Source organism: Salinimicrobium sp. TH3 (assembly GCF_026676115.1).
GTDB lineage: Bacteria > Bacteroidota > Bacteroidia > Flavobacteriales > Flavobacteriaceae > Salinimicrobium.
Genome location: NZ_JAPONB010000001.1, coordinates 18,800 through 44,054, shown reverse-complemented (window position 1 = coordinate 44,054; position 25,255 = coordinate 18,800). Strand labels below are relative to the sequence as shown.

At 42.2% G+C, this 25,255-nt stretch carries 16 protein-coding genes; 9 read left to right on the top strand and 7 right to left on the bottom strand.

The window, feature by feature from the left end:
* The first annotated feature begins 76 nt into the window (after positions 1–76).
* Positions 77–1,432 carry an AGE family epimerase/isomerase gene (locus tag OU683_RS00160; protein WP_268133960.1) on the top strand — a complete coding sequence of 452 codons (1,356 nt, stop codon included), beginning with the start codon at positions 77–79 and terminating at the stop codon, positions 1,430–1,432.
* A 78-nt stretch (positions 1,433–1,510) separates the two neighbouring features.
* Here OU683_RS00160 and OU683_RS00155 read toward each other — a convergent pair whose 3' ends face one another.
* The 7 genes from OU683_RS00155 to OU683_RS00125 form a co-directional block, all read right to left on the bottom strand.
* The gene (locus OU683_RS00155) at positions 1,511–2,716 is read right to left on the bottom strand and encodes a glycoside hydrolase family 27 protein (protein ID WP_268133958.1); all 1,206 of its coding nucleotides are present in this window, start codon (positions 2,714–2,716) and stop codon (positions 1,511–1,513) included.
* 77 nt (positions 2,717–2,793) lie between these two features.
* A complete protein-coding gene (locus OU683_RS00150) occupies positions 2,794–5,274 on the bottom strand; it encodes a glycan-binding surface protein (protein ID WP_268133956.1) in 2,481 nt (826 codons plus the stop codon).
* 108 nt (positions 5,275–5,382) lie between these two features.
* Positions 5,383–6,453 carry a hypothetical protein gene (locus OU683_RS00145; RefSeq protein WP_268133954.1) on the bottom strand — a complete coding sequence of 357 codons (1,071 nt, stop codon included), beginning with the start codon at positions 6,451–6,453 and terminating at the stop codon, positions 5,383–5,385.
* A 23-nt stretch (positions 6,454–6,476) separates the two neighbouring features.
* Positions 6,477–8,018: a RagB/SusD family nutrient uptake outer membrane protein gene (locus tag OU683_RS00140; RefSeq protein ID WP_268133952.1), complete on the bottom strand. Its 1,542-nt coding sequence runs from the start codon at positions 8,016–8,018 to the stop codon at positions 6,477–6,479.
* A 7-nt stretch (positions 8,019–8,025) separates the two neighbouring features.
* The gene (locus tag OU683_RS00135; RefSeq protein WP_268133950.1) at positions 8,026–11,145 is read right to left on the bottom strand and encodes a SusC/RagA family TonB-linked outer membrane protein; all 3,120 of its coding nucleotides are present in this window, start codon (positions 11,143–11,145) and stop codon (positions 8,026–8,028) included.
* Between the two features lie 290 nt (positions 11,146–11,435).
* A complete protein-coding gene (locus OU683_RS00130) occupies positions 11,436–12,431 on the bottom strand; it encodes a glycoside hydrolase family 5 protein (RefSeq protein WP_268133948.1) in 996 nt (331 codons plus the stop codon).
* Positions 12,432–12,445: 14 nt separating this feature from the next.
* The gene (locus OU683_RS00125; protein WP_268133946.1) at positions 12,446–13,318 is read right to left on the bottom strand and encodes an AraC family transcriptional regulator; all 873 of its coding nucleotides are present in this window, start codon (positions 13,316–13,318) and stop codon (positions 12,446–12,448) included.
* A gap of 187 nt (positions 13,319–13,505) precedes the next feature.
* Between OU683_RS00125 and OU683_RS00120 the strand changes: the two genes are divergently transcribed.
* The 8 genes from OU683_RS00120 to bglX all read left to right on the top strand — a co-directional run bounded on the left by OU683_RS00120 (position 13,506) and on the right by bglX (position 25,222).
* A complete protein-coding gene (locus OU683_RS00120) occupies positions 13,506–14,651 on the top strand; it encodes a glycoside hydrolase family 26 protein (RefSeq protein WP_268133944.1) in 1,146 nt (381 codons plus the stop codon).
* Between the two features lie 16 nt (positions 14,652–14,667).
* Positions 14,668–16,503 (top strand): sodium:solute symporter family protein, encoded by a 1,836-nt coding sequence (locus OU683_RS00115; RefSeq protein ID WP_268133942.1) that lies wholly within the window; start codon positions 14,668–14,670, stop codon positions 16,501–16,503.
* A gap of 40 nt (positions 16,504–16,543) precedes the next feature.
* On the top strand, positions 16,544–17,710 hold the full coding sequence (locus tag OU683_RS00110) for a glycoside hydrolase family 130 protein (RefSeq protein WP_268133940.1): 1,167 nt from the start codon (positions 16,544–16,546) through the stop codon (positions 17,708–17,710).
* Positions 17,707–18,897, top strand: a complete 1,191-nt coding sequence (locus OU683_RS00105; RefSeq protein ID WP_268133938.1) for an AGE family epimerase/isomerase — start codon at positions 17,707–17,709, stop codon at positions 18,895–18,897. The genes OU683_RS00110 and OU683_RS00105 overlap by 4 nt, the downstream gene beginning before the upstream one ends.
* A 3-nt stretch (positions 18,898–18,900) precedes the next feature.
* On the top strand, positions 18,901–20,142 hold the full coding sequence (locus tag OU683_RS00100) for a glycoside hydrolase family 26 protein (protein WP_268133936.1): 1,242 nt from the start codon (positions 18,901–18,903) through the stop codon (positions 20,140–20,142).
* A 15-nt stretch (positions 20,143–20,157) separates the two neighbouring features.
* Positions 20,158–21,474, top strand: a complete 1,317-nt coding sequence (locus tag OU683_RS00095) for a glycoside hydrolase 5 family protein (protein ID WP_268133934.1) — start codon at positions 20,158–20,160, stop codon at positions 21,472–21,474.
* A gap of 81 nt (positions 21,475–21,555) precedes the next feature.
* Entirely contained in the window at positions 21,556–22,908 is a 1,353-nt protein-coding gene (locus OU683_RS00090) for a glycoside hydrolase family 140 protein (protein WP_268133932.1), read from the top strand.
* A 1-nt stretch (position 22,909) separates the two neighbouring features.
* Positions 22,910–25,222: a beta-glucosidase BglX gene (gene bglX / locus OU683_RS00085; protein WP_268133930.1), complete on the top strand. Its 2,313-nt coding sequence runs from the start codon at positions 22,910–22,912 to the stop codon at positions 25,220–25,222.
* The last annotated feature ends 33 nt before the right edge of the window (positions 25,223–25,255 follow it).

Here is a 25,255-nt window from a genome sequence, read left to right as displayed (position 1 = left end):
CGATTTCAGGTAGTATTCTTTCAGCCGGAGCAGGGTCTCACCGAATATTTTATCTTTAGTCCTAATAATGGAAATTATGATGAGAGCTTTACTTTATTTCTTTTTTTCAGCTTTAATTTTTACAGGATGTGGCACCAGTCAAAAATCTGAAAGCCCCGACAATCAAATTCTGGTACAGGAACTAGGATATGCTGCAAAGGAGCAGCTAATGGATAAGTGGTATCCTCTGGCACTAGATCATGATGATGGCGGCTATTACAGTCAAATAACCCAAGATTTTAAAATTGGGGAAAAGCATGACAAAATGATCGTGACCCAGGCACGGCACATTTGGACCAATGCAAAAGCTGCAGGATTTTATCCTGAAAACCAGACATACCTGGACTACTCAGAACATGGATTTCAATTTTTGCGTGATAAGATGTGGGATTCTGTTCACGGCGGTTTTCATAATCTGGTAACAAAAGAAGGAGAACCTGTTTTACAAAAGGGACAGGAAAAAACTGCCTACGGAAATGCTTTTGCCATTTACGGTCTGGCCGAATACTATCGCGCCTCCGGGAACGAAGAGGCTTTAGAACTGGCAAAAGATGCCTTTTATTGGTTAGAGAAAATGGCGCATGATCCCGAACACAAAGGGTATTTTAATACCCTTGAAATAGACGGAACTACAATCAAGCGCACAAGCGAATGGCCTTCCACATCTGATGTTGGATATAAGGACCAGAACAGTTCCATTCACCTTCTTGAAGCCTTCACCACCTTATACGAAGTATGGCCGGATGAATTACTGCGGGAGCGTCTGGAGGAATTACTGATATTGATCCGCGACACCATTACTACCGACAAAGGACATATGAACCTGTTTTTTGAGCAGGACTGGACACCTGTAAGTTTTAAGGATAAAACAAAAGAGGAAATTAAAAGGCATTATTACCTGGACCACGTCTCTTTCGGGCATGACGTGGAAACAGCTTACCTGATGCTGGAAGCTTCCCATGCCCTGGGACTGGAAAATGATTCAGTTACTCTTCAAAAAGGGAAAAAAATGGTAGATCATTCCCTTAGCACCGGGTGGGACCAGGAAGTGGGCGGGTTCTACGACGGCGGATATTATTTTCCGGATGAAAAAGAAATAAGCATTGTAAACAGTAAGAAGAACTGGTGGGCTCAGGCCGAAGGATTGAATACCTTGTTTATAATGAGCCAACTTTTTCCTGAAGATGAAAGGAATTACAGGCGCTACTTTGAAGAGCAGTGGGATTATATTCAAACCTATATTATGGATGATGAATACGGGGGCTGGTATGAATGGGGGCTGGATCAAACTCCCCAAGCAAAAGACGACCTGAAAGGACACATCTGGAAAGCTGCTTACCATAATTTCCGGGCACTGCAGAACGTGCTTAAGATGCTGAAAGAGGAAAACTGATATTTTCTGTCTTTACTTATAAAATCAAATGACCCCGGTGAAGTTCCGGGGTCATTTTTACTACTACTTATGATAATATTATTCTCTAAGGCGTACCATTAGAACATCATGAGAGCCTATAGTCGCTTTGAGATTATTACCTGTGTCGCCTATCTCTTTATGATTATACAGATCGCGAATTTTATACTTTTTATTCTTCACATCCAGGCGTCTGTTGTTCAGATCATCTCCAATTTGATGCCTGTTCCAGTCGAAATCCAGGTTCCTTGGTTCTTCTGCCATGTTTACGAAAGCCATAGCCCACTCTCCGTCAGCAAGCGGCTTCACCCAAATTTCAAAATCTTCTTCATTACTAAATCGCAAACCGGGTAGCCCCAGTTTGTCCTGATTTACGGCAACAACCTCTTTATTGGCAAGAGTCTTTATTGTTTCTTTTGAGGCTGTTCTAAGGTCATTGCCCATGATCAACGGCGAGGCCAGTATACTCCACATTGCAAAGTGAGATCTGTTTTCGGCGTCAGTAAGACCATTTCCTACTTCCATCATATCATAATCGTTCCAATGACCGGGACCTGCTGCTTTTCGAATATTACCGCGCATATTAATTATAGGCCATATACCCCAGGAGGACCATGAACCATGACCTACTTCACAATCCCAGCAGTTGATAATATCACCGGTAACGCGCCACATGTGTCCCACATCTTCTGCCCAGGTCCACGGCTCATTGTCGCCCCATTCACAAATGCTTAAGACTACAGGTCTGCCGGCATCATATAGAGCATCACGCATAGTTATATAAGATGCTTCAGCATTCTGTTTCCCTGTGCTGCACCAGTCGTACTTTAGAAAGTCTATACCCCATTCTGCATATTTTTTGGCATCCTGATATTCATACCCCCTATTTCCGGGATATCCTGCACAGGTCTTTGTTCCGGCATCACCATATAAACCGAATTTAAGCCCTTTGGAGTGTACGTAGTCTGCAACGGCTTTCATTCCGTTGGGAAATTTTTCCGGATGGGGTACCAGATCTCCATTCTCATCCCGCTCCATGGCCATCCAGCCATCATCGAGGACAATGTACTCATATCCGGCATCTTTAAGTCCTAGTTCAACAAATTTATCTGCTACGTCTTTAACCAATTGTTCATTTATGTCTGTGGCAAAAGTATTCCAGCTGTTCCAACCCATAGGAGGAGTCTCTGCAAGACCTTCAAATTTTTGGGGAAAAGCGCTAAGACTAATAAACGTAAAGAGTAGTAGGAGACCTTTATTTTTCATATTTGTTTTGTTTAAAAAAATATTCCCTGCCGAAGATGAACATTGACAGGGAACACTTAAAGGCTAATCAATTTAATTTACTTTTTTTCAAATCTCACATTGTCGATGGCGAAATTGAGAAGAACATCCGCCCCTTCGAAAGCCATTCCAAATTCTGCATCTACAAGACTGTAATTGGGTTGACCAATCAAAGACAATGGAATTGTTACCGTTGTCCATTCTCCATCTGTCGAGAATGGTTCTCCCGTATCCTCCCATGGAGCCCAGTCATAAAACGCATCAACACCTGTAGTGGCATTGAACCTAATCCTGAACATTCCATCATTGATAGGTTCAAAAGTGGCAATATCAAACTTTAAGACATAGTCATTAATGTTTGAACCCACCATGTCTGCACCATGGAAAGTAGAGGCATCATTTCTCCAGAAAAGGTCTACCCATCCTGTTCCGCCGGTCTGGAAGTTTGCTCTTCCATAGCTGCTTCCGTCAAGGCTTATTGCAGCATCATTTTCTGCCGCAACATTCCCCCACCATGGGCCATTAGTATCCCAGTCAAAGAAAACGGCATCTGTATCCTGCACAGGATCTGGACCACCACACCCGGGAGTATCAAATCGAACGTTGTCTATTGCGAAGTTGAGCAGAGTGTCCGCACCTTCAAAGGCCATCCCGAATTCGGCATCCACCAGACTAAAGTCCGGTACGCCCAGAACAGAAAGTGGAATTTCTATAGTTTCCCAACCATCTGTTGTAAATGGTTCACCAGTATCATTCCAGGGTTGCCAGTTGTAGAAAGCGTCTACACCATCAGCATCGCGGAATCTTATTCTGAACATACCTTCAGAAATTGGTTCTATGACATTGATATCAAACTTAAGGGCATATCCCTGCAGGTCATCGCCCACAATTTGAGCACCGTTAAGGCTGCCACCATTTCTCCAGAAGAGATCTACCCATCCGGTACCCCCGGTCTGGAAGTTAGCTCTGCCGTAACTGCTGCCATCAAGGCTTAGAGCAGGATTGTTTTCGGCTGCTACATTTCCCCACCAGGGACCTTTAGTATCCCAATCAAAGAAAACAAGCTCCGGATCACCTACAGGGCATACTCCACCTTCATCTGAAGGGAAACCAAGAGCAGATACCAAATCATCTGGTACCAACACCCGGTTGATCTCGTGGATAACACCGTTTGTTGCTCCCAAATTCGCCATTACAATTCCCGATGGGATGGCATCTTCGTATGTGGGTCTCAGTCTTGGATTGTCACCGGTAAGGTCTACTGTAAATGCATCTTCATGCAGTGTGGAAATGCTTTGACCATTACTTAGCTGACTTGACATTAGAACTCCGGAATGCAGATGGTACTGTAAAAGGTTTTTTAGAAGCTCTAATTCTTCAGGGGTATTAAAATCATCAAGACTTTCAAAATTTTCTACAACAGCAAAGAGAGCAGTGAAGGCTTCATTGTTTGGGACAAAGGCCGTAAGCTCATCCTCACTAAGAATAGTTGTTAAGCCGGCTTTCTCGGCGGCTGCAAGAAATGAAGTAAAACCTCTGTCTTCACTTCGTTCAGCAATATTTAGAGTAGCTCCAAGTATGGACTGGAAAACTTCTTCAGGAAGGAGTACTTTATCAATGCTGTGAACGATTCCATTTACTCCCTGGATATCCAGGGTCACAAAATTTGCAGTTGAATAGGATCCGTCAGAAATGACGACATTTTCATCAATGACAAAAGCATCTCCCTGCAAGGTTGTTTGTTCTGTTCCGGCGATGGTAGCCGAAAGGATATTCTCTCCGGTCACCACGTGGTACATGAGAATTTCCTGAAGCGTTTCAACCGGTACATCTTCTAAAGTGGCCCAGCCAAATGCTCCGTTGAGCTGACTCATCAAATTCTCAAAGGCTGCATTGGTGGGAGCGAAAAAGGTTATAGGAAAAGATTCATTTTCAGAATCTCTTATTGAAAGGGTTTCGGTCAATCCTGCTCTTTCTACAGCAGCTGCCAACATGGAGAAATTAGGATTGGCTTCTGTATGATCGGCTACTGTAGGAGGTACTAAAACACCATCAATTACATGCAGTACACCGTTGGTAGCGCCAACATCCGATGTGCCGGCTTGCACTGCAGCCATACCGTTAAGCGTAATCCCGCCTTCCGTATTTATAAAAAGATCCAGGAACTCACCATCGGGACCTGTTGCCATTGTAGGGATATAACCGGTAGCCAAATTGTGACTAAAATCGGCAGTTATCGTACGGATAATATGATTAAGCACAAGGTTTTCTGTAACCTCTGCATCCATATTGGCAAAAGCGGCATCCTGTGGTGCAAATACCGTGTAGGTAGTTGTTTGCCTCAGAATTGAATCAAGATTCAACTCAATATCGGTCATAGCTCCATAGAAAGAGGAGAGATCTGGAGTGGAGGATATGATCTCACTGAGGTTGCGGGGATCATCCCCCAACTGTGGGTAGAGGTCGTCTTCCTTGTCACAGGAAACAAAACTCACTACTGCCAGCAGCATTAAAAGAGAGAGTAACTTTAATTTTTTCATCTGGTTGTATTTTGTTTGAATGAATCCGGAAGTCTGGTTTTTGAAGATAGGAAAGTAGCTTATTCAACCTCCTCCCGGATCCATTGTGTATTCCTTTTTTACTTAATCTTAGAGGAAACCAAAGTCATCTACATAGAAGATGTATTGTGGTAACCCGGTATTACTTGCCTCCTGAAAATCGATCCTTGTGATTAGGACAGGAGCGCCTCCTGTAGGATACCAGTCTCTAAGAGGAATAACAAATTTTGTCCATTGCCCCTTGACTAATTCTACCTGTACAAAGGAGTCAAAATCGTTTAAAGCAATGTTTACCAATTGTCCTTCTACTGTTCCATATAATGATACCGTCAGAGCCTGATAACCCGTATAAGAAACATTGGTCGTAGGTAAGAAAGTCAAACCAGACCAACCTTCACGGTAACTGGCTATGGAATACTGTCCCAATGCCGGATCTGTATTTTCTACATCAAAAGTTCCGCCCCACTGGCTCATTTCCCAATCGGGGTTGAGGGCATCAATGAATATGGAATAACTAAATCCGTAAGAGTCCGATTGGGCCACTGCTCCCCTGGCTGTTTCCAAAAAGATATATGCCTGTTCTATTCCGTCCGGTACTTTTACTGTAACCTGAGTCTCGGAAACAGAGAGTATTTCTGCCTCACGCTCTACAAGGTTTCCTTCTTCCGCAGTACCCGAAACAAAAGTTACCTTGCTGGTTTCAGAAAAATCACCTCCAATTAATGTTACTGTTTTTACACCTTCATCGGTAGTAGCCTCGGTGAAATCATCGATTGTTAAAAGAGAGAAGTCATAGGTAGTTTCCCCATGGAGATTGACCAGCCTTAATGTGTTCTCCTGTCCTACATATGGCGCTTCTCTGGGTACAGATGTGAAAGTAAGGTTATCTGTAGTTAGAGCAGGGTTAAAACTTGCTCGTACACCATTAAACCAGATTTCGGTAAGGGAGGCAAAATTTTCCCCTCTTATGATATAGGTGTTTTCGAGTACCCCCTGGGTAACAGGAATATCTTCCCGGGCTTCACTCACGCTTGTGATCACCGGAGGCTCACTCCCTCCCTCTATCTCTTCGACATCAAAATCGCTTTCACAGGAAGTAAAAGAAAAAACTGTGAGGAGAAGAAAAAGAATGGGAAATTTTGTGTTTCTACTAAATTTCATGGTTTTCATTTTAAGCTTTAGAATTAATTTTCATCACCAAAGTCAAAAGGAACCGGCGGCTCCAATAATGCCGGGTTATTCTGAATTTCGTTACTTGGGTAAGGGAATAACAGATCAGCCAGGATTGGCGTAAATTTTTCTGATGCCACAGTTGCAGGAGTTGTAGAATTATCAAAAGTTCCTTTTTCCTGTGCTGCAAGGAATGGGATTGAAAATTCAGGCCCACGGCGGATTACGTCGTACCAAAACTCTCCCTCAAGAGCAAGTTCAATTCTCCTCTCATGAAATACATCTTCAAGATCATAACTTTCAAGATCCTCCAATCCGGCTCTGTCGCGAACTTTGTTCAGGGCTTTAAGTCCTTCTTCAACAGGGCCTCCTCCCATAATCGCTGCTTCAGCTTTAATTAAAAGTACTTCGGCATATCGCATAATGTAGGTGTTGTTAGGATAGCTCATCATTCCTCCTCCCACTTTGCCAACTACATACTTTTTGATCCCGACATTAGTTCCCTGGAAATTGACATTTTCGGGTACGGTATAGCCTCCGTTAAGGTTTGGATAAACTGCTCCGGGAGCCATAATAGTACCGTAGAAGCGCTCATCATCATCTTCATATGCATCCTGCAGACTTATCGAGGGACCTAAAGCAGACCAACCATCAGCAAAGCCGGATATACCTGAAGAACCAAAGAAAGACTGGATGGAGTTTCCTTCTGAATATACACCGGAATCTGTCCATTGTAAGGCAAATACAGATTCTACATTATTATCATTTTCAACAAGGAAAAGATCATTATATTCTTCCATAAGGCTGAAAGCTCCGGAATTAATTACCTCGTTTGCCAGTTGATAAGCCATGGACCAGTTTTCCTGATAAAGATGGATTTTGGCCAGCATTGCTTTAGCTGAATTACTGTCAACTCTACCTACCTCATACTGCGAGGTCTCAGTCCTGTCGTGAAGGTTCTCTACTGCAAACTGTAGATCACGCTTTATGAATTCGTAGATGTCTTCTACACGATTTCGGGGAACAACTGGTTCAAGCACATATTTGGTGTTGTCTTCGAGGATTGGCACCGATCCAAATATTCGCACAAGGTAGAAGTACGCCGTAGCACGAATCATCCTTGCTTCGGCTATCGAGTTATTGACGACTTCCTCAGATACGTTCGGGCTTACTTTTTCGGGTAAGGTGTTGATCACCGAGTTTGCCTGTGCGATTACAGCATAAAGGCTTTCCCATGCCTGAGTCAAAGTTCCGTGCTCACCGGTGATGGCAAAAGTCTGGAACTCAGAGTTACGGGCATCCCAGGTACGGGCATTTCCCGAAGCTAATTCTCCAATACCCCATGAAACGTTGCTAACAAAAGAGTACCATGGTCTCGAATAGAGGTGGTTTGCGGCAGCTTCCACTTCAGCTTCGGTTTGATAAAAGTCATCAACGTTATAAGCGTCTTCGGGAGTTCTGTCCAGAAAATCGTCAGAACAGGAGGCCAGAATAAGTGCCGCAGAGAGTCCTGCCAGCACAAATACTTTCTTAGTTTTAAATAATTTCTTCATCATATCAATATTATAATTCCACATTTAATCCAAGAGTAAATGTCCTTGGGGATGGATAACGACCGTTATCTACACCCATCAAAAGAGTGTTCTGGTTATAGGTTCCAACTTCGGGATCATATCCATAATAATTATCAAAAGTGTAAAGGTTCTGTATGCTTCCATAGACCTTAAGATTCCCTATTCCAAACGACTCAGCTGTCTCACGTCCAAGGGTATAGCCTAAAGTAACATTTTGAATTCTTAAATAGGAGCCATCTTCAATATATCTGTCAGACATAATGATGTTTGGGTTTGCTTCACTACCTCTAACAAGACGTGGCTGTTGCCCATCGGGATTTGTGACAGACCAGAAGTCAAGAACTACTGGATCCTGGTTTACATAGTAACTGCTTCCTGCAGTAAGGGTACGTTTTACCCCGCTAAAAATGTCATTTCCGTAGGATCCCTGTAGGAACACTCCGAGATCGAAGTTCTTATAGCTGAAGTTGTTTTGAAATCCGAAGGTGAAATCCGGGTGTGGGTTACCTATAACCGTTCTGTCGTCGCTGTTTACAACGCCATCGCCATTGATGTCTTCATATTTGATATCACCCAACCAGGTAGTTCCAAAAAGTTCATCTCTAACAGGTCTTCCAAATTGAATCGGTGCGTTTTCAAGATCTTCAAGAGTTCTGAACATTCCTGCTACTTTGTAGCCGTAGAACATTCCTACAGGCTCTCCAACCTGGGTAAGGGTGACGTTCATATTCGAATCACTGATGTAGAGTGCCTGATTGATCGTAAGATCTCCAAGAAGCTCGGTAACCTCATTCTTATAGTGCGAAAATGTTAAGGTCCCGCCGTAGTTGAAGTCTGAATCTCCCAACGTTTTGTAGCTTACAGCAAGGTCGATCCCTTTGTTGACCATCTCTCCAAGGTTGATCCATGGAGCCGCGATAGCACCGGGAGATTGCCCACCCGTTACAAAATCTGTTACGGCATACTGGAATAAGAAATCTTTTGAGGTTTTGTGCCAAAGTTCCAGGGTTGTGTTGAGTCTGTTACCGAAAGCTGCAAAATCAATCCCGAAGTTGGACATTACTGAAGATTCCCAGGTGAGGTCTTCATTCTTAAAGTTGGCATATTCGAATCCGGTACCCAATCCTGTATTCATAGGGTTAAGAACCACACCATAAGCAAAGTTCGGGATGTTCTGATTTCCTACCTCTCCATATCCGCCATAGATCTTGATATCTGCCAGACTCGTAAAGTTTTCCATAAATGGTTCTCTCGAGAGTAACCATGAAGCAGATGCCGATGGGAAGTAACCCCATTTGTTTCCATCTGCAAATTTTGAAGAACCATCTGCTCTTAAAGAAAGAGTCACGTTATACTTGTCGTCAAAAGTGTATATAGCACGTCCAAAGTAGGATTCCAGGGCTGAGCTTCCGATGTACTGATCTACCAGGTCATCGGCATTTCCCTGTCCAAGTACGGGGAGTTTGTTACTTACAAATTGTCCGTCGACAGAAGTAACTCCTTCCCAGCTGGACTCCTGCACTTCCTGTCCTACAAGCACAGTTACATCATGTCTGTCTGCAAAGCTGTTGTTGTAGGTTAACAGGTTCTTTAAGATCCAGAAGGTGCTGTTTTCGCGGGTTACCTGAAGCCTGTTCTGGCCACTTACAATATTTCCGTAGGAATAAGTAGGTTGAAAAAAGTCTCTCAGGTTGTTTCCCATATCACCACCAACTTCTGTTCTAAGAGAAAAGTTGGCAGGCAGGTCAAGTTCTACAAAGATATTTCCGAAAACCCTGTTCCTTTCAACAGTATTTTGGATGCTCAAAGCCTCGGCAATCGGGTTCCGGGTTCCGTAGGCGATCTCATCGGGAGTTACAGGGCCGGCAAAGGATCCGTCAGGGTTGTAGACTGCAGTCGCAGGGTTGTTGAGCAGGGAAAGTGATATGATCCCGTTGCTTGCGTTGTTCAGCGTGATCTTGTCGTTAGTTCTACTGGCAGAGATATTAATTCCTGTAGAGATCCAGTCTTTAATATCGGCGTTCACGTTTGCCCTCACAGTCATTCGATCAAAACCGGATCCTATAACGGTACCTTCCTGGTCTGTATAGGAGGTGGAAAGGAAATAATTCACTCCTTCTTTTGCTCCTGAAAAGGCCAATTGATGGTTTTGCAGGATAGCATCATCAAATACCTCAGCTTGCCAGTCTGTTCCGGGTCCCAGAAGACTTGGATTCAGGAATTCGATCTGTGGATCAAGATTATAAATTTCCCCAATGTTATTTTGGTGAGTAGCATATTCTTGCAGATTCATCACCTCCATCTTATTAGTAGGACGCTGTAAGGCAACATAACTGTTATAGACCAGTTTGCTTTGGCCTAATTTTCCCTTTTTAGTAGTAATTAGGACGACCCCGTTAGAACCTCTGGAACCGTAGATAGCAGTAGCTGAAGCATCTTTAAGAATATTAATTGATTCGATATCATTTGGGTTTAGTGCGGCGAGGGGGCTAAGCCCTTCAGCACCTGCTTCTCCCGATGTAGGTACTCCATCAATAATATAAAGAGGTTCACTGGACCCAGTAATCGAGTTTACTCCGCGTATCCTTACTGATACGGCGGCTCCCGGTTGACCGGAGTTTTTGGAAATAGCCACCCCTGCAGCACGACCCTGCATAAGCTGGTCGACACTTACCTGTGGTACGTTCTCCAGTTCTTCAGAACTTATCCTGGCAACAGACCCTGTTATGTTCTCTTCCAGTTGCGCCCCATATCCAATTACCACTACTTCTTCAAGTGCTTCGGCATCGTCATTTAGAGTTATACTTAAATTCTGTCCAGGAGTTACCCGTACTTCCTGAGTGACGAAACCTACATAACTGAAGACAAGGTTTGTTGGTCCTTCAACAGTAAGTTCAAAATTTCCGTCAAAGTCTGTTGTGGTACCGTTTGTTGTTCCCTTCTCAATAACATTCACCCCCAAAAGAGGTATGCCATTACTGTCGGTTACAGTACCGTTCACACTGTCTTGGGCCTGTGCCATAGTTGGGGCCGCGCAGAAGATCAGCATGAGCAAAATCTTGCCATAGCGATAGAAAACGTTTTCGCTCTTGATTGGATTTCTGTACATAAGAATTGAGTTGTTAATATATTTTGTTAACTGGTTAATTTTACAGGAAAATCTTCTAACAGAATATGAGCGAAATCATTAGAGTTAGAAGTAATTTCCTAACTCAAATTTAAAGCACATGTTAAGCTGTTGTTAATATTATTTTATCAATTAATGATAAAATATTTTCCTTATTTCTCAATAGGAATTCTCTTTAATAAGAATATTGTAGGAAGGGAAGCAAATTAGTATTCAGCAACGGAACCTTTGTTCGGTTAAAAGACTCTAAAATCCCTTTTTTGAAAGGATCTTTATTTAGAATATTTCAAATAGGATCTTACTAATTTCCCTGAAGTGGAAATTTTTTCTTCATTATTTATTTCTGAAGGAGTAGTACATGGAAGAACAGCTGCTGACGATTCATCTTTATCGGCTACAGACCAGTTTGCCCATGAAAGGTTGTGGCGGTCCATAAATTCCATCCAGTCCCGCGTTTCTTTTGCGTAAACGAGACCATCTCCATTGGCGTCTGTAGTACCGAATTCAGTAACAAAGATCGGCAAACCTTTATCCATGGCGTTTTTAGTTATTCCCCTCAACTCCTGCCCATGAGTACCGGCATAAAAATGAAGAGTATAAGCCAAATTTTCACCTCGCACAGGATCCTCTGCAGCAAGATCCACCCTTTGCGACCAGTTAGGAGTTCCTAATACTATAATATTATCGGGATCATATTGCCGGATCGAAGCTATGACTTCTTCATGATAAGGTTTTAAAACTCCCGTCCAGGAAACATCAAGAGGTTCGTTGTATGGTTCGTAGATGAGGTGGGGATAATCTCCATATTCCTTTGCAATTTTTGAAAAGAAATCTTTAGCTTCTATTAAGTGATCCTCTGCGTGGTGATCATGCCAATCTACAATTACATAGATCCCCTGATCTATTGCGGCCTCTATAACTTTCTTCACCTTATCCATTTCTCTCTCGGGATTTTCCAGATAACCATCGTGCTCTACGGCCATAGCAGCACGAATAAGCTGAATATCCCAGCCCCCCACAAGATTTTCCACAGTTTGGTGATTAAAGAACTGAGGTTGCCACTGGCTCCAGAATAATGACATGCCCTTTAATTGAACCATTTCCCCAGAAACATCCACGAGCATACCATCTTTAATACTTAACTGTCCATGTTTATCTACTGGCGACTGGTCCAACAATTTTTCATCAGGAGCCTCTTTTTGAGAGGAGCAGCTGTAACTTAGAAATAATAAGAACAAAAAGGAGAAAGTAAATCTAAGGATTTTCATCGTGGAATTTTTAATTAAAGTACTCTTTTGATTCCGCTAAACTCTTCACGATACTGAGATGGAGTGCAGTTTTTATTCTTTTTAAATACCCTGTTGAAGTTGGCGATATTGTTGAATCCACACTTAAAGGCAATTTCGGCAATACTCAAATCCCTTTCAATTAACCAGCGCGAAGCATAGCCTATACGAGTGTCATTAATATATTCAATTAACGTTTTCCCTGTCCTTTTCTTGATGAAGCGATTAAAGGAGACTGGACTCATATTTACCAATTCCGAAATCTTATTTAAAGAAATCTTATGTTGATAATTATCCTGAACGAATTCGTAGATAGTTTTGATTTTGTCGCTGTTCTCGAAATCTTTATTGTTAGAAATGTAGGAGGAAAGCAAGCGCTGGTTCCTTGAGGTAGCAAGGTCCTGAAGAATGGAGATAAGTTCCAGGAAATAATCAATACTGTCTATTTTTGAGAGCTTAAGAATTTTTGGCTTAACCTCCCTGGTGATTTTTTCGGAAAACAAGATTCCATGAGCAGAACGTTCAAACATATCTTTAATAGGTTTCATGATTCTACGACCCAGAAGTTTTTCATCAAAAAGATCATTATGGAATTGTATAGTGATCTCGTGAATGTCTTTATTCGTGCAGTTGTGAAGTTCCCAGCCATGCTGGAGGTTAGGTCCTACAAGCACCAACTCAATCTCTTCAATATCTTCCATGCTGTCACCTATTACCCTTCTCACCCCTTTTCCATTAAGGATAAAATTCAGCTCATACTCAGGATGAAAATGTATCGGAAAATCAAAATCATCTTTAATTCGGTCAAAAACTAAAAAACTGTCTTCTGGGGATAATGGAGTTATTTCCCGATGCACTTCAGCGGTCATTTTTTATAATATTTAGGTTCTGGAAAAAATTTCATTATTAAATGACAAAATCCTATTAATTAAATCGCAATGGACAGGTTAATTTTGAATATCATAATTTATCCTTTCAGAAAATAGAATATCCAAATTTCGAAAGTTAAATATAAGCTAAGATTTTTTAATATAAAATATATTGTCAAATAGAAGCATGAAATTTACATACGACCTAAAATATATTGTACAAAGGCTTGTAATATTAGTAATTCTGACTCAAATGTCCGGATGCAAATCCTCTTCAGGCATTGATTTCAAATCAATTAAGGTTTCAGATGCAGGAGCAACCAGGGCTACAAAACTTCTTTACCACGATATACAAAAAATATCAAAAAGAGGCATTGCATTCGGACATCAGGATGCCACAGCCTACGGGATTGGCTGGAAACATGAGGAGGAGCCAAATTTGCTTAGGAGTGATATAAAAGAAGTGGCAGGAGATTTTCCTGCAGTTCACGGTTATGATATTGGCCACATCGAATTGGGGAAGACTCACAATCTCGATACCGTTTCTTTTGCTTTGATGAGAGAACATATTCAAAAGCTGAACGAAAAAGGGGCAATTATTACCATGAGTTGGCACCTGGACAACCCTGTGACAGATGGTAGCTCCTGGGATAAGACTCCCGCTGTTCCCGCAATACTTGCAGGAGGCGAACAACGGGAGAAATATGAACTCTGGATAAGAAGACTGGCAGATTTTTTTAAGTCTTTAAAAGACGAGGATGGAAATTTGATCCCTGTAGTTTTTCGACCATATCATGAAATGAACGGCTCCTGGTTTTGGTGGGGAGGAGAAAATGTTTCGCCAGAAGATTATAAACAACTTTGGAAAGAAACGCAGCAGCTTTTAAAGCAGAATGGTGTTCACAGTCTATTATATGCCTACTCTCCCAATACCATTAGTAGCGAAGAAGAATTTAATAAATATTATCCCGGAGACGAGTTCGTGGATATTCTTGGGGTGGACATCTATAACCACAGCGAAAATGAAGCTTTTACTAAAGATGTAACCCGGAATCTGGAAATAGTTCGTAAAAAGGCAATTTTAGCCGATAAACCTTTTGCTCTGACGGAAACAGGAAATAACAACTTTGGGGAAGATCCATCTTGGTGGACGCAAACTCTATATCCCGGTATAAAGGGGTCGGGGACAGCATGGGTTTTGTTATGGAGAAATGCGAGACCGTCTCATTATTTCGCAACTTATCCCGGCGAAATTTCCCAGAAGGATTTCAAAGAATTTGCAGAGCTGGAAGAAATCCTGTTCCTGGAGGAAGTGGAAAATATTACCAACTAAAAGAAGATAGGCCCCTATGTTACAAGGTTTAGATATTGCAATAATTTTAGCTTATCTGGTTGGCACCATTTTAATTGGACTGGCTTTAAGAAAGAAAGCCCAAAAGAGTAAGGATGATTATCTTTTAGGAGGAAAGGACCTGCCCTGGTATATGCTGGGACTCTCTAATGCATCGGGAATGTTTGACATTTCTGGAACCATGTGGCTGGTAACTCTTACCTTTGTTTACGGACTTAAAAGTATCTGGATCCCATGGCTTTGGCCTGTTTTCAACCAGGTGTTCTTAATGGTATTTCTTGCCACCTGGCTTCGTCGCTCACAAGTGACAACAGGTGCAGAATGGATACACTTCCGGTTTGGTAAAGGACAGGGCGGAAACAGGTCTCACAGCATCATCGTCATCTTTGCCATTTTAAGCTGCCTTGGCTTCCTTGCGTACGGTTTTATAGGCCTTGGTAAATTCGTGGAGATCTTTATTCCCTGGGAGATCGTTTCGGCCTACATTCCCTTTAATGTTCCTGCAGAATATATCCCACACTTCTACGGAGTTGTCTTCACCATGTTCGCTGTTTTTTATTCAGTTCTTGGAGGGATGTCGGGAATCGTATGGACAGATCTTCTACAGTATTCCATTATGACAATATCTTCTATAGCCATTGCTGTCATTGCCTGGCAGGCTATGGGAGAGCACGAAATGAACGTCCCTGATGGTTGGATGAACCCGCTCTTTGGCTGGGAACTCGATATCGACTGGAGTGGTATCATTGATGAGGTAAACGACAAAATAGCATCAGATCAATATTCTCTGTTTGGAATATTTTTTATGCTCATGGTTTTTAAAGGAATTCTTTCCAGTGTTGCCGGTCCCGCACCTAACTATGATATGCAAAAAATTCTTTCTACAAAAAATCCGTTGGAAGCTGCCAAAATGAGTGCTTTTTCCATTGCAGCCCTGATCCCTACAAGATATTTAATGGTGGGTGGCTTTTCAATTCTTGCCATTCTTTTCTACGAAGATCTGAGGCTGGAAACTGCCGGAATTCTGGACTTTGAGAAGATCCTACCTGCAGCTATTGAACAATTTGTTCCTGTTGGTTTACTGGGGCTACTTCTCGCCGGTCTTTTGGCGGCTTTCATGTCCACTTTTGCTGGAACTTTAAATGCTGCACAAGCGTATCTGGTTAATGATATATATTTAAAATACAGGCCCGATGCTTCTAACCAAGAGGTGAAGAAAATGAACTACGGGAGTGGGATTGTTGTGGTACTTATAAGTATTGTCCTCGGCTTTTTTGTACTTGATGTGAATTCAATTTTACAGTGGATCGTTTCAGCCCTTTATGGAAGCTACGTGATTTCTAATACTCTGAAATGGTATTGGTGGCGGTTCAACGGGGAAGGCTACTTTTGGGGAATGGTATCGGGAATTATTCCTGCAATGATTTTCCCCCTATTCACCGACACCCTGGATCTTTACTATTTCCCTGTAATTTTGCTTATTTCCCTGGCAGGAAGTATTATTGGAACCTACACTGCTCCTCCAACCAATGAAGAAATTCTTAAGGATTTTTATCTAAAAACCCGTCCGTGGGGATTCTGGAAACCTATTCTGGAAAGATTGAAAGACGAACTTCCTGAAGTGACCAGGAACAAGAATTTTTCAAGAGATATGTTTAATGTATTGATTGGAGTAATAGCTCAAACGGTATTGGTGCTCATTCCCCTTTATTTCATTCTACATGATAATATTCCTATGATCCTTTCAATTGTTATTCTTGTAATATGTGTTTTTATTCTGAAGAAAAACTGGTGGGATCACATTAAAAAGGAAGCAGGAGTAAATATAAAATAACATTTAAAGAAAAATGCCTTTAACCAAACAAAGAGAAGTAATGAGAAAAATTCCTCAATACGAAGAACTCATAAAAGAGCATAAAGATTTTATTCAGATCCTGAATAAGCCTTTGGGCAATTCAAATGGAATTGTACAACGTTATAAAAATCCTGTCATTACTGCAGCACATGCACCATTACATTGGAGGTATGATTTTAATGCTGCAACAAATCCCCTGGGACTGGAAAGAATTGGGGTGAATGCCACTTTCAATCCGGGAGCTATTAAATGGAATGGTAAATATGTGTTGGCAGTAAGAGTTGAAGGAAATGATCGCAAATCCTTCTTCGCAATGGCCGAAAGTCCTAATGGAGTCGACAATTTCGAGTTCTGGGACAAACCTGTAGAACTGCCACAAACTGAAGAACCCGATACCAATGTTTATGACATGAGACTTACGCAGCATGAAGATGGCTGGATCTACGGAGTTTTCTGTACAGAACGCAAGGATAAAACCAATCCCGATACCAGCGCAGCAGTTGCCAATGCTGGAATTGCAAGAACCAAAGACCTTTTAAATTGGGAAAGACTTCCAGATTTGATTTCAACTTCGGGTCAACAGCGAAATGTGGTAATGCATCCAGAATTTGTCAATGGGAAGTATGCCCTATACACCCGACCACAAGATGGTTTTATTGAAGTAGGAAAAGGGGGAGGTATCGGCCTCGGTTATATAACCAACATTACTAATCCCATTTTGGAAGACGAAAAGATCATCAACCATAAAATTTACCACACGGTCTATGAATTGAAAAATGGTCTGGGTCCTGCTCCAATAAAAACTGAAGAAGGTTGGCTTCATCTTGCCCACGGGGTAAGAAATACAGCAGGAGGCCTACGATATACCCTTTACCTATTTATGACCGACCTGCATGACATCTCGAAAGTGATTCATCAGCCGGCAGGTTATTTTATGGCGCCAAACTATGAAGAGACAGTTGGAGACGTACCAAATGTCTTGTTTGGGAATGGTTGGATCAAAAATGATGACGGTAAAATGTTTATTTATTACGCATCATCAGACACACGTTGCCATGTTGCAATTTCCTCGGTGGACAAACTTCTGGATTATGTTAAGAATAGCCCTCAGGATGGCTTAACCTCAAGTGCATCAGTAAACGCAATAGTTGATCTTGTAAATCGAAATAAAGAAATTTTGAAATGAAAGATTCCGAAGCACAATTAAAAGTCGAATTATCTGAAGAATTGGAGAACATTCTTAAATACTGGAAAGAATTCAGTGTGGATAAAAAAAATGGCGGTTTTATTGGGCAAAGGGATCATTATAATAAAGAAATACCAAACGCTTCCAAAGGAATTATTCTCAATACCCGCATCCTTTGGTCTTTTTCGGCAATTGCAAATCATAAAAAGGAAAAGGAAGGCGAGCTGAGGTTTTTAGCCGATCGTGCCTACGGGTATATAAAGAAGGCCTTTCGGGATGACATTTTTGGAGGAGTATTCTGGGAGGTTGATGCTAAAGGAAATCCGGCAAACAGGAGAAAGCAGATTTATGCCCAAGCTTTTGCAATTTATGCCCTTTCTGAATATTACATACTTTCAGGAGAGGAAGAGGTCAAAGAATGGGCCTTTAAGCTTTTCAAGCTAGTAGAAAAATATGCCCGGGAGAGAGAAAATAACGGTTACCTGGAAGCATTCCAGGAGGACTGGTCTCCTATTGATGACATGCGACTTAGTGAGAAGGACAAAAACTCAGCCAAGACCATGAACACTCATTTGCATGTTATGGAAGCCTACACCACTCTTTATAAGATCACAAAAGCTGAAGCTGTCAAAGAAGCCCTTGACAACCTCGTCGAAATCTTCCTTGAAAAATTTTATGATGCTAGAAATCAGCATTTTAATCTGTTTTTTGATAAGCAATGGAACCGGGAGGGAAATATTGTCTCTTTTGGACATGACATCGAGGCTATATGGCTCATGATAGAGGCTGCAAAAGGATCTGGTAATAAAGAACTAATTTATAGAACCCAGGGAATTGCTGTGCCTGTGGCAGATACTTTTTTAACGGAAGCATATATTTCCGGAAAAGGAGTGATGAACGAAAAAGATCTGGATTCCGGAGCAACAGATACAGACAGACATTGGTGGCCACAGGCTGAAGCCATGGTCGGGCTTGAATATGCTTATCAGATTTCCGGAGATAAGAAGTTCAGAGAGGCGATCACTGATATCTGGAAATTCACTCAAAAGAATATTATTGATCACGAAAATGGCGATTGGTTCTTAAGAATAGACGAAAACAACCGACCTTATGTGCAGGAGGATAAACTGGGGATGTGGAAATGTCCTTATCACAATGCCCGTGCATGTATTGTCTTAACAAAATAAGTCATGAAAAAATTCTTTCTTTTTATGTGCATGTCCCTGGTCCTTGCGGGTTGTAGCGAGGACAACGACCCAATTGTTCCGGAACCGGATCCTGTTGATCCTGTAGACCCAGTGGACCCTCCCGAAGAGGAGGATTTTATTCTTCAGCCCGGGGATACCCGGACTTATATGGTTGATGCTTCGGCTACGGAAGAGACAGTTGCACTTTTTTACCAGCTAAAAACCCTTTCCCGAACCAATTTTATAGTTGGCCAACAGGATGCTTTTAGTGCCTTCTACGGAAACAACGGTGGAGAATCGGACATCAAAAAAGTAGCAGGTAGCGACCCCGGATTGTTGGGCTCAGACTTTATGTTCATTACAGATGACAATAATAATGAACAACCAAATAACTGGTTTTACCAACAGGAACAGCAAATCATAGCCGATGTTGTAGAGGCGTACGACAAAGGGATGGTAAATCATTTTACCTGGCATTTGAGAGAACCCTATGAGGGTGATCATTTTTATGCAGATGAGATGACGGAATTCCAAAAGGCAAATGCTTTTAAGAGCATACTTCCCGGCGGGGCCAATCATGAATATTATAAAGAAAAACTTCAGAAAGTTGCTGAAGTGACCAAAAGCCTGAGAGGAAGTGACGGAAATTTAATTCCTATAATTTTCAGACCCTTCCACGAGTTTGATGGTGGGTGGTTCTGGTGGGGAGCGCCATATGTCAGTCCACAGGATTTTAAAACCCTCTGGAGATTTACAGTTGAATATTTAGGAGATGACCTGGAAGTGCATAACATTCTTTATGCTTACGCGCCGGATAATTCTTACTCCACTGCTACTACCTACCTGCAGCGATATCCCGGTGACGAATATGTTGATATTTTGGGAATGGACAATTACGGAGACTTTTTGCCCGGGGATGCTTCAAAACTTACAGCTGCAAATGCTAAGCTTAAAATGGTTTCAGAGCTGGCAAAAGATAAAGTTAAGATCGCTGCCATGACCGAAACCGGACTCTTTGTACCAAACAATCCGTTGCCGGCAAACTTCTATTCAGAAAATTTATACGAGGTGCTTACTGATAATGAAATTCAGATTGGTTTTGTGATGTTCTGGTCCAATTCAGAAAATGTTTATACCGTTCCTGTACCGGGAGTTGAAGGAGAGGAAGACTTTTTGGAATTCATTCAAAAGGAGGAACCGCTTTTACTGCACGAAATGCCAGATATGTATAACCTCCCAAATTGAGCTCAATCAATAATTATGAAAAAACTATCTTTTTTAGCACTGGCTTCAGCAATGTTTCTTGTTTCCTGTGGCAGTGTGCAAACTATGGATGAAGGACCTGAACCCATCACTGTTAAGGATGGAATTTTTTACAAAGGCAGTGAACCTTATTATTTTGTAGGTGCGAATTACTGGTATGGACCTTTAATAGGCGCAAGTAATATCGGGGATAGAGAAAGGCTTATAAAGGAGCTGGATCTAATGAAGAGCAAAGGAATAGATAACCTGAGAATCCTGGTGGGCGCAGAGGGCGGAACTCAGGATTTCCAGGTTAAGCCTGCATTACAGCCCGCACAAGGGGAGTATAATGAAGACCTGCTGGATGGCCTGGATTTTCTTCTGGCCGAAATGGCTAAAAGAGATATGTATGCCGTGCTCTACCTTAACAACAACTGGATATGGTCTGGCGGAATGTCGGCATATCTTGAGTGGAACGGCTATGGCGAGGTGGCAAACCCTTTTTTGGAGAAATATTCGTGGGGTGATTATTTCCAATACACTCAGCAATTCCACACATGTACGCCTTGTCGGGAAGCTTTTATGGCTCACGTAAAATTTATTATTGGCAGGACCAATCAGTACACGGGCCGACCATATACAGATGACACTACCATTATGTCCTGGCAGGTGGCGAACGAACCCCGCATCTTTACTGAGGAGGACAGGGAGCCTTTTAGAGACTGGCTTAAAGAAGTTGTTGATCTACTGGAAAGCTTAGATCCCAACACCCTCATCTCAACAGGTGCCGAAGGTAAAGCCAGTTATTTGGAGGATCTTGTCGAGTATGAAACCCTGCACTCCAATCCAAAGATTGATTATTTAACTGCTCATATGTGGCCAAAGAACTGGGGATGGTATAATATCGAAGATGAAAAAGGAAGTCTTCAGGTTTCTATTGATAATGCTTATAAGTACATCAATGAACATGTGGAAGTAGCTCGAAAATTGAATAAACCTATAGTTCTTTCGGAATTTGGATTTCCAAGAGAAAAGGAAAGTTTAGCTTTGAGTGCGTCCGTAGAGAACAGGGATAAATTCTATGAAGCTCTTTTTTTGAAATTAAAGGAGAGCCATGAAGAAAAAGGACATTTGGCAGGAGCGAATTTCTGGGGCTTTGGCGGCTTTGCTAAAACCGATCAGGTACGCGGAAAATGGGAAATTGGAGACGACTTTACAGGGGATCCCCCACAAGAACCACAAGGATTAAACACTGTTTTTGCACAGGATGATTCCACGCTTCAATTGATCAAGAAGTACAATGAAATAATAAATCCTGAAGCTGTTCAGAAATAGAAGAACACAAGCTCATAAATTTAAATGATGAAAACGTACTGCTCACCTCTTTTGCTTTTATCTCCAATAAAGTTCAGGTTGGTGGCTTTTTTCATTCTTCTATATTCTGTAAGCCAGTTGACAGCCCAGCAAATACCTTTCCTAAAATTAAGTGAAGACAGGGGTTACCTGGAAACTGAGAACGGGGAACCCTTCCTCTGGCTTGGAGATACCGCCTGGGAGTTGGTACATCGCCTCAATCGTGAGGAAGTGATATTGTATCTTGAGAACCGACAGGCTAAAGAATTTACTGTTATACAGACGGTGATCTTAGCAGAGATGGATGGCCTTAATACACCTAATGTCTATGGCCATAAACCTCTTATTGAAAAGGATCCAACCCGGTTAAATGAAGAATATTTTAAGCACCTGGATTTTGTGCTTTCCGAGGCAGAAAAAAATGATTTATATGTAGGTTTGCTGCCCGCCTGGGGTGACAAATTCAATAAAAGATGGGGTGTTGGCCCGGAAATCTTTACTCCCGAAAATGCTGAAGAATACGGGGAGCTTTTAGGAAAAAGGTACAAAGATTATCCCAATATTATCTGGATCCTGGGAGGAGATAGAGTCCCAGAAAATAAACAGCATTACAATGTTATACGCGCTCTTGCGAAAGGAATTCAAAGTGAGGATCAAAATCACCTTATAAGTTACCATCCATCGGGTGCAAAGCTGGCTTCAGACTTTTTTGATGAAAGCTGGCTGGATATCGATATGTATCAAAGCGGACATTCCAGCCTTGCCAAAGAATATCAGTATCCTCAAAAAAGCATGGAGAAAACATTTAAAAGACCGGTTATAAATGGGGAAGCAAGGTACGAGGATATTCCCGACCGGTTTTGGGAGGAGGAAAGTTATGGACGTCTGGACGAGACAGATGTAAGAGTGTCTGCATACAATAGTTTTCTGGGAGGGGCTGCAGGCTATACTTATGGCAGTAATGATATTTGGCAAATGTTTGATCAAGGCAGAATCCCCACTCTGAATGCCAGACTTGGCTGGAAAAAAGCCCTCGACCTGCCGGGAGCCCAGCAAATGAAATACCTTCGGGAATTCTTCAATTCTCTGGAATGGCAGCAAATGAAACCGGCACAAGAGCTCATAAAAGGCTCAAATCCTGAGAATTCAGGCCATATTCTTGCCGCAAATGCACCTCAGTTTGCCCTTTTTTACACACCGGAAGGACAATCATTTCAGGTGGATCTTACTCACTTGAACTTTGAAGATCCAAAGGCCTACTGGTTTAATCCGCGTACAGGTACTTCAAAAGAAGCGGTAAAAAACGAGCTGCTCAAAAATGACATTTTTAAACCAGTATCTTCGGGAAAAGGCCAGGATTGGCTACTGGTTCTTCTTCCGAAGCATAAAAACTTTAAGCTAAAAAAACTTCAATAAAATGAGAACAAGAATGTCCCTTGCTCTGCTCATAGTATCTGGTTTGATGCTGAGCGGATTTACCGTAAAACAAGATCGTAATATGAATCCAACCCAATCTTCCAACGACAGCATAGAGGCAAAAATTGATTCCTTGCTGAGTATAATGACCCTTGAAGAAAAAGCCGGGCAAATGAACCAGTACAATGGTTTTTGGGAGGTTACTGGTCCTGCACCTAAGGACGGGGATGCCGCACTTAAGTATGAGCATCTAAGAAATGGCCGCGTGGGTGCTATGTTGACCGTGCGTGGCGTCGACCAGGTGAGAGCGGTGCAGGAAATCGTAGTTAATGAATCAAGACTGGGAATTCCACTTATTATAGGTTTCGACGTGATCCACGGTTACAAAACACTTAGCCCTATCCCTTTAGCCGAAGCTGCCAGTTGGGATCTTGAGGCGATAAAAAAATCTGCTGCAGTAGGTGCCGCAGAAGCTGCTGCTTCGGGAATTAACTGGACTTTTGCACCAATGGTTGATGTATCACGCGATGCCCGGTGGGGACGGGTGATGGAAGGCGGAGGAGAAGATCCTTACCTGGGGAGCAAAATCGCAGCCGCAAGAGTGAAAGGATTCCAGGGAAATGATCTTTCAGATCCACTTACGGTTGCTGCCACTGCAAAACATTTCGCGGGTTATGGTTTTGCTGAAGCCGGTCGTGAATACAACAAAGCAGACATAGGGACTTCGACCTTATTCAATATGGTCCTGCCACCATTCAAGGCAGCCGAAGAAGCCGGGGTAAGAACTTTCATGACCGGTTTTAATACCTTAAATGAGATTCCGGTAACAGGAAATGAATTTATTCTAAGAGAAATTTTAAAGGGAAAATGGGGATTTGACGGATTCGTAATTTCCGATTATGCTTCTATTGAAGAAATGGTGGTTCATGGCTTTGTGAAAGATGAGAAAATGGCTGCTAAAAAAGCAGTGGAAGCAGGAGTAGACATGGATATGGAAGCATATTCTTACGTGAACGAGATCGTTGGACTAGTAAACGAAGGTAAGCTTGATGAAGCTCTTGTGGATGATGCAGTGAGAAGAATTCTTCGGGTGAAATATGAACTGGGTCTAATGGATGATCCATATAGATATCTTGACGCGCAAAGAGAAAAAGAGGTGGTTGGTAACCCTGCCCACCACGAAGCTGTACTGGATATGGCTAAAAAGTCCATCGTCCTTCTTAAAAATGAAAGAAATCTGCTTCCGCTAAAGAAAAACGGACAAAACATAGCATTGATCGGAGATCTTGCAGATGATAAGAACAGCCCACTTGGAAGCTGGAGAATAGCTTCAGATGACAACACAGCAGTTTCGGTTCTTGAAGGAATGCAAAAGTATAAAGGCAATAAACTCACTTTTGTGCAGGGTGCCCAGCTTGTGGTCGGAGAAGAATCCTTTTTAACTGAAGTTAATTTCAACACCACCGACAAAAGCGGATTCCCTGCAGCCGTTAAAGCTGCAAAAAATGCAGATGTGGTAGTTATGGTTCTTGGAGAGCATGGCTTCCAGAGCGGGGAAGGAAGAAGCCGCACAAATCTGGACCTTCCAGGGGTACAACAGGAACTTCTTGAGGAAGTTTATACAGCTAACAAAAATGTCGTTTTGGTTCTAAATAACGGAAGACCTCTGGCTATTGACTGGGCCGCAGAAAATATTCCGACAATTGTCGAGGCATGGCAGCTGGGTACACAGACAGGTAACGCTGTTGCGCAGGTACTTTATGGAGATTATAACCCCAGCGGAAAACTACCAATGACCTTCCCCAGGAACATTGGTCAAACACCAATTTATTACAACCATCAGAATACCGGCCGTCCCGAAGATCCCCAACCGGGAGCAGACATGGTTTGGTGGTCACATTATATGGATGTGGAAAACACCCCGCTCTATCCTTTTGGCTACGGGTTGAGCTATACTACCTTCAAGTACGACAATCTAAAGCTGAACAAAAACCAGTTTGAAATGGGAGAGGATGTGCAGGTTTCTGTAGACATTACCAACACCGGAAACTACGACGGAAAGGAAGTTGTGCAGCTTTACATTCGTGATCTCTACGGAAGCACTGTAAGACCTGTAAGAGAACTCAAAGGTTTCGAATTGGTAGAGCTGAAAAAAGGTGAAAGAAGAACAGTGAATTTTACACTGACTGAAGAAGAACTTGGTTTCTATAATAATAAGGGCGAGTACCTGGTGGAACCGGGAGAATTTGAAGTCTTCGTCGGTGGGAATTCGGTAGAAACTCTAAAGACTTCCTTTACCTTGGGAGAAGAATAATTAAGGTGAATTCTTAACTTCCGGGAAAAATCA

Coding starts and splice junctions, on each gene's coding strand:
- OU683_RS00130 (WP_268133948.1), bottom strand. CDS start 12,431: ATGAAAATCCTTAGATTTACTTTCTCCTTTTTGTTCTTATTATTTCTA.
- OU683_RS00125 (WP_268133946.1), bottom strand. CDS start 13,318: ATGACCGCTGAAGTGCATCGGGAAATAACTCCATTATCCCCAGAAGAC.
- bglX (WP_268133930.1), top strand. CDS start 22,910: ATGAGAACAAGAATGTCCCTTGCTCTGCTCATAGTATCTGGTTTGATG.
- OU683_RS00135 (WP_268133950.1), bottom strand. CDS start 11,145: ATGTACAGAAATCCAATCAAGAGCGAAAACGTTTTCTATCGCTATGGC.
- OU683_RS00115 (WP_268133942.1), top strand. CDS start 14,668: ATGTTACAAGGTTTAGATATTGCAATAATTTTAGCTTATCTGGTTGGC.
- OU683_RS00105 (WP_268133938.1), top strand. CDS start 17,707: ATGAAAGATTCCGAAGCACAATTAAAAGTCGAATTATCTGAAGAATTG.
- OU683_RS00120 (WP_268133944.1), top strand. CDS start 13,506: ATGAAATTTACATACGACCTAAAATATATTGTACAAAGGCTTGTAATA.
- OU683_RS00110 (WP_268133940.1), top strand. CDS start 16,544: ATGAGAAAAATTCCTCAATACGAAGAACTCATAAAAGAGCATAAAGAT.
- OU683_RS00140 (WP_268133952.1), bottom strand. CDS start 8,018: ATGATGAAGAAATTATTTAAAACTAAGAAAGTATTTGTGCTGGCAGGA.
- OU683_RS00150 (WP_268133956.1), bottom strand. CDS start 5,274: ATGAAAAAATTAAAGTTACTCTCTCTTTTAATGCTGCTGGCAGTAGTG.
- OU683_RS00155 (WP_268133958.1), bottom strand. CDS start 2,716: ATGAAAAATAAAGGTCTCCTACTACTCTTTACGTTTATTAGTCTTAGC.
- OU683_RS00145 (WP_268133954.1), bottom strand. CDS start 6,453: ATGAAATTTAGTAGAAACACAAAATTTCCCATTCTTTTTCTTCTCCTC.
- OU683_RS00095 (WP_268133934.1), top strand. CDS start 20,158: ATGAAAAAACTATCTTTTTTAGCACTGGCTTCAGCAATGTTTCTTGTT.
- OU683_RS00160 (WP_268133960.1), top strand. CDS start 77: ATGATGAGAGCTTTACTTTATTTCTTTTTTTCAGCTTTAATTTTTACA.
- OU683_RS00100 (WP_268133936.1), top strand. CDS start 18,901: ATGAAAAAATTCTTTCTTTTTATGTGCATGTCCCTGGTCCTTGCGGGT.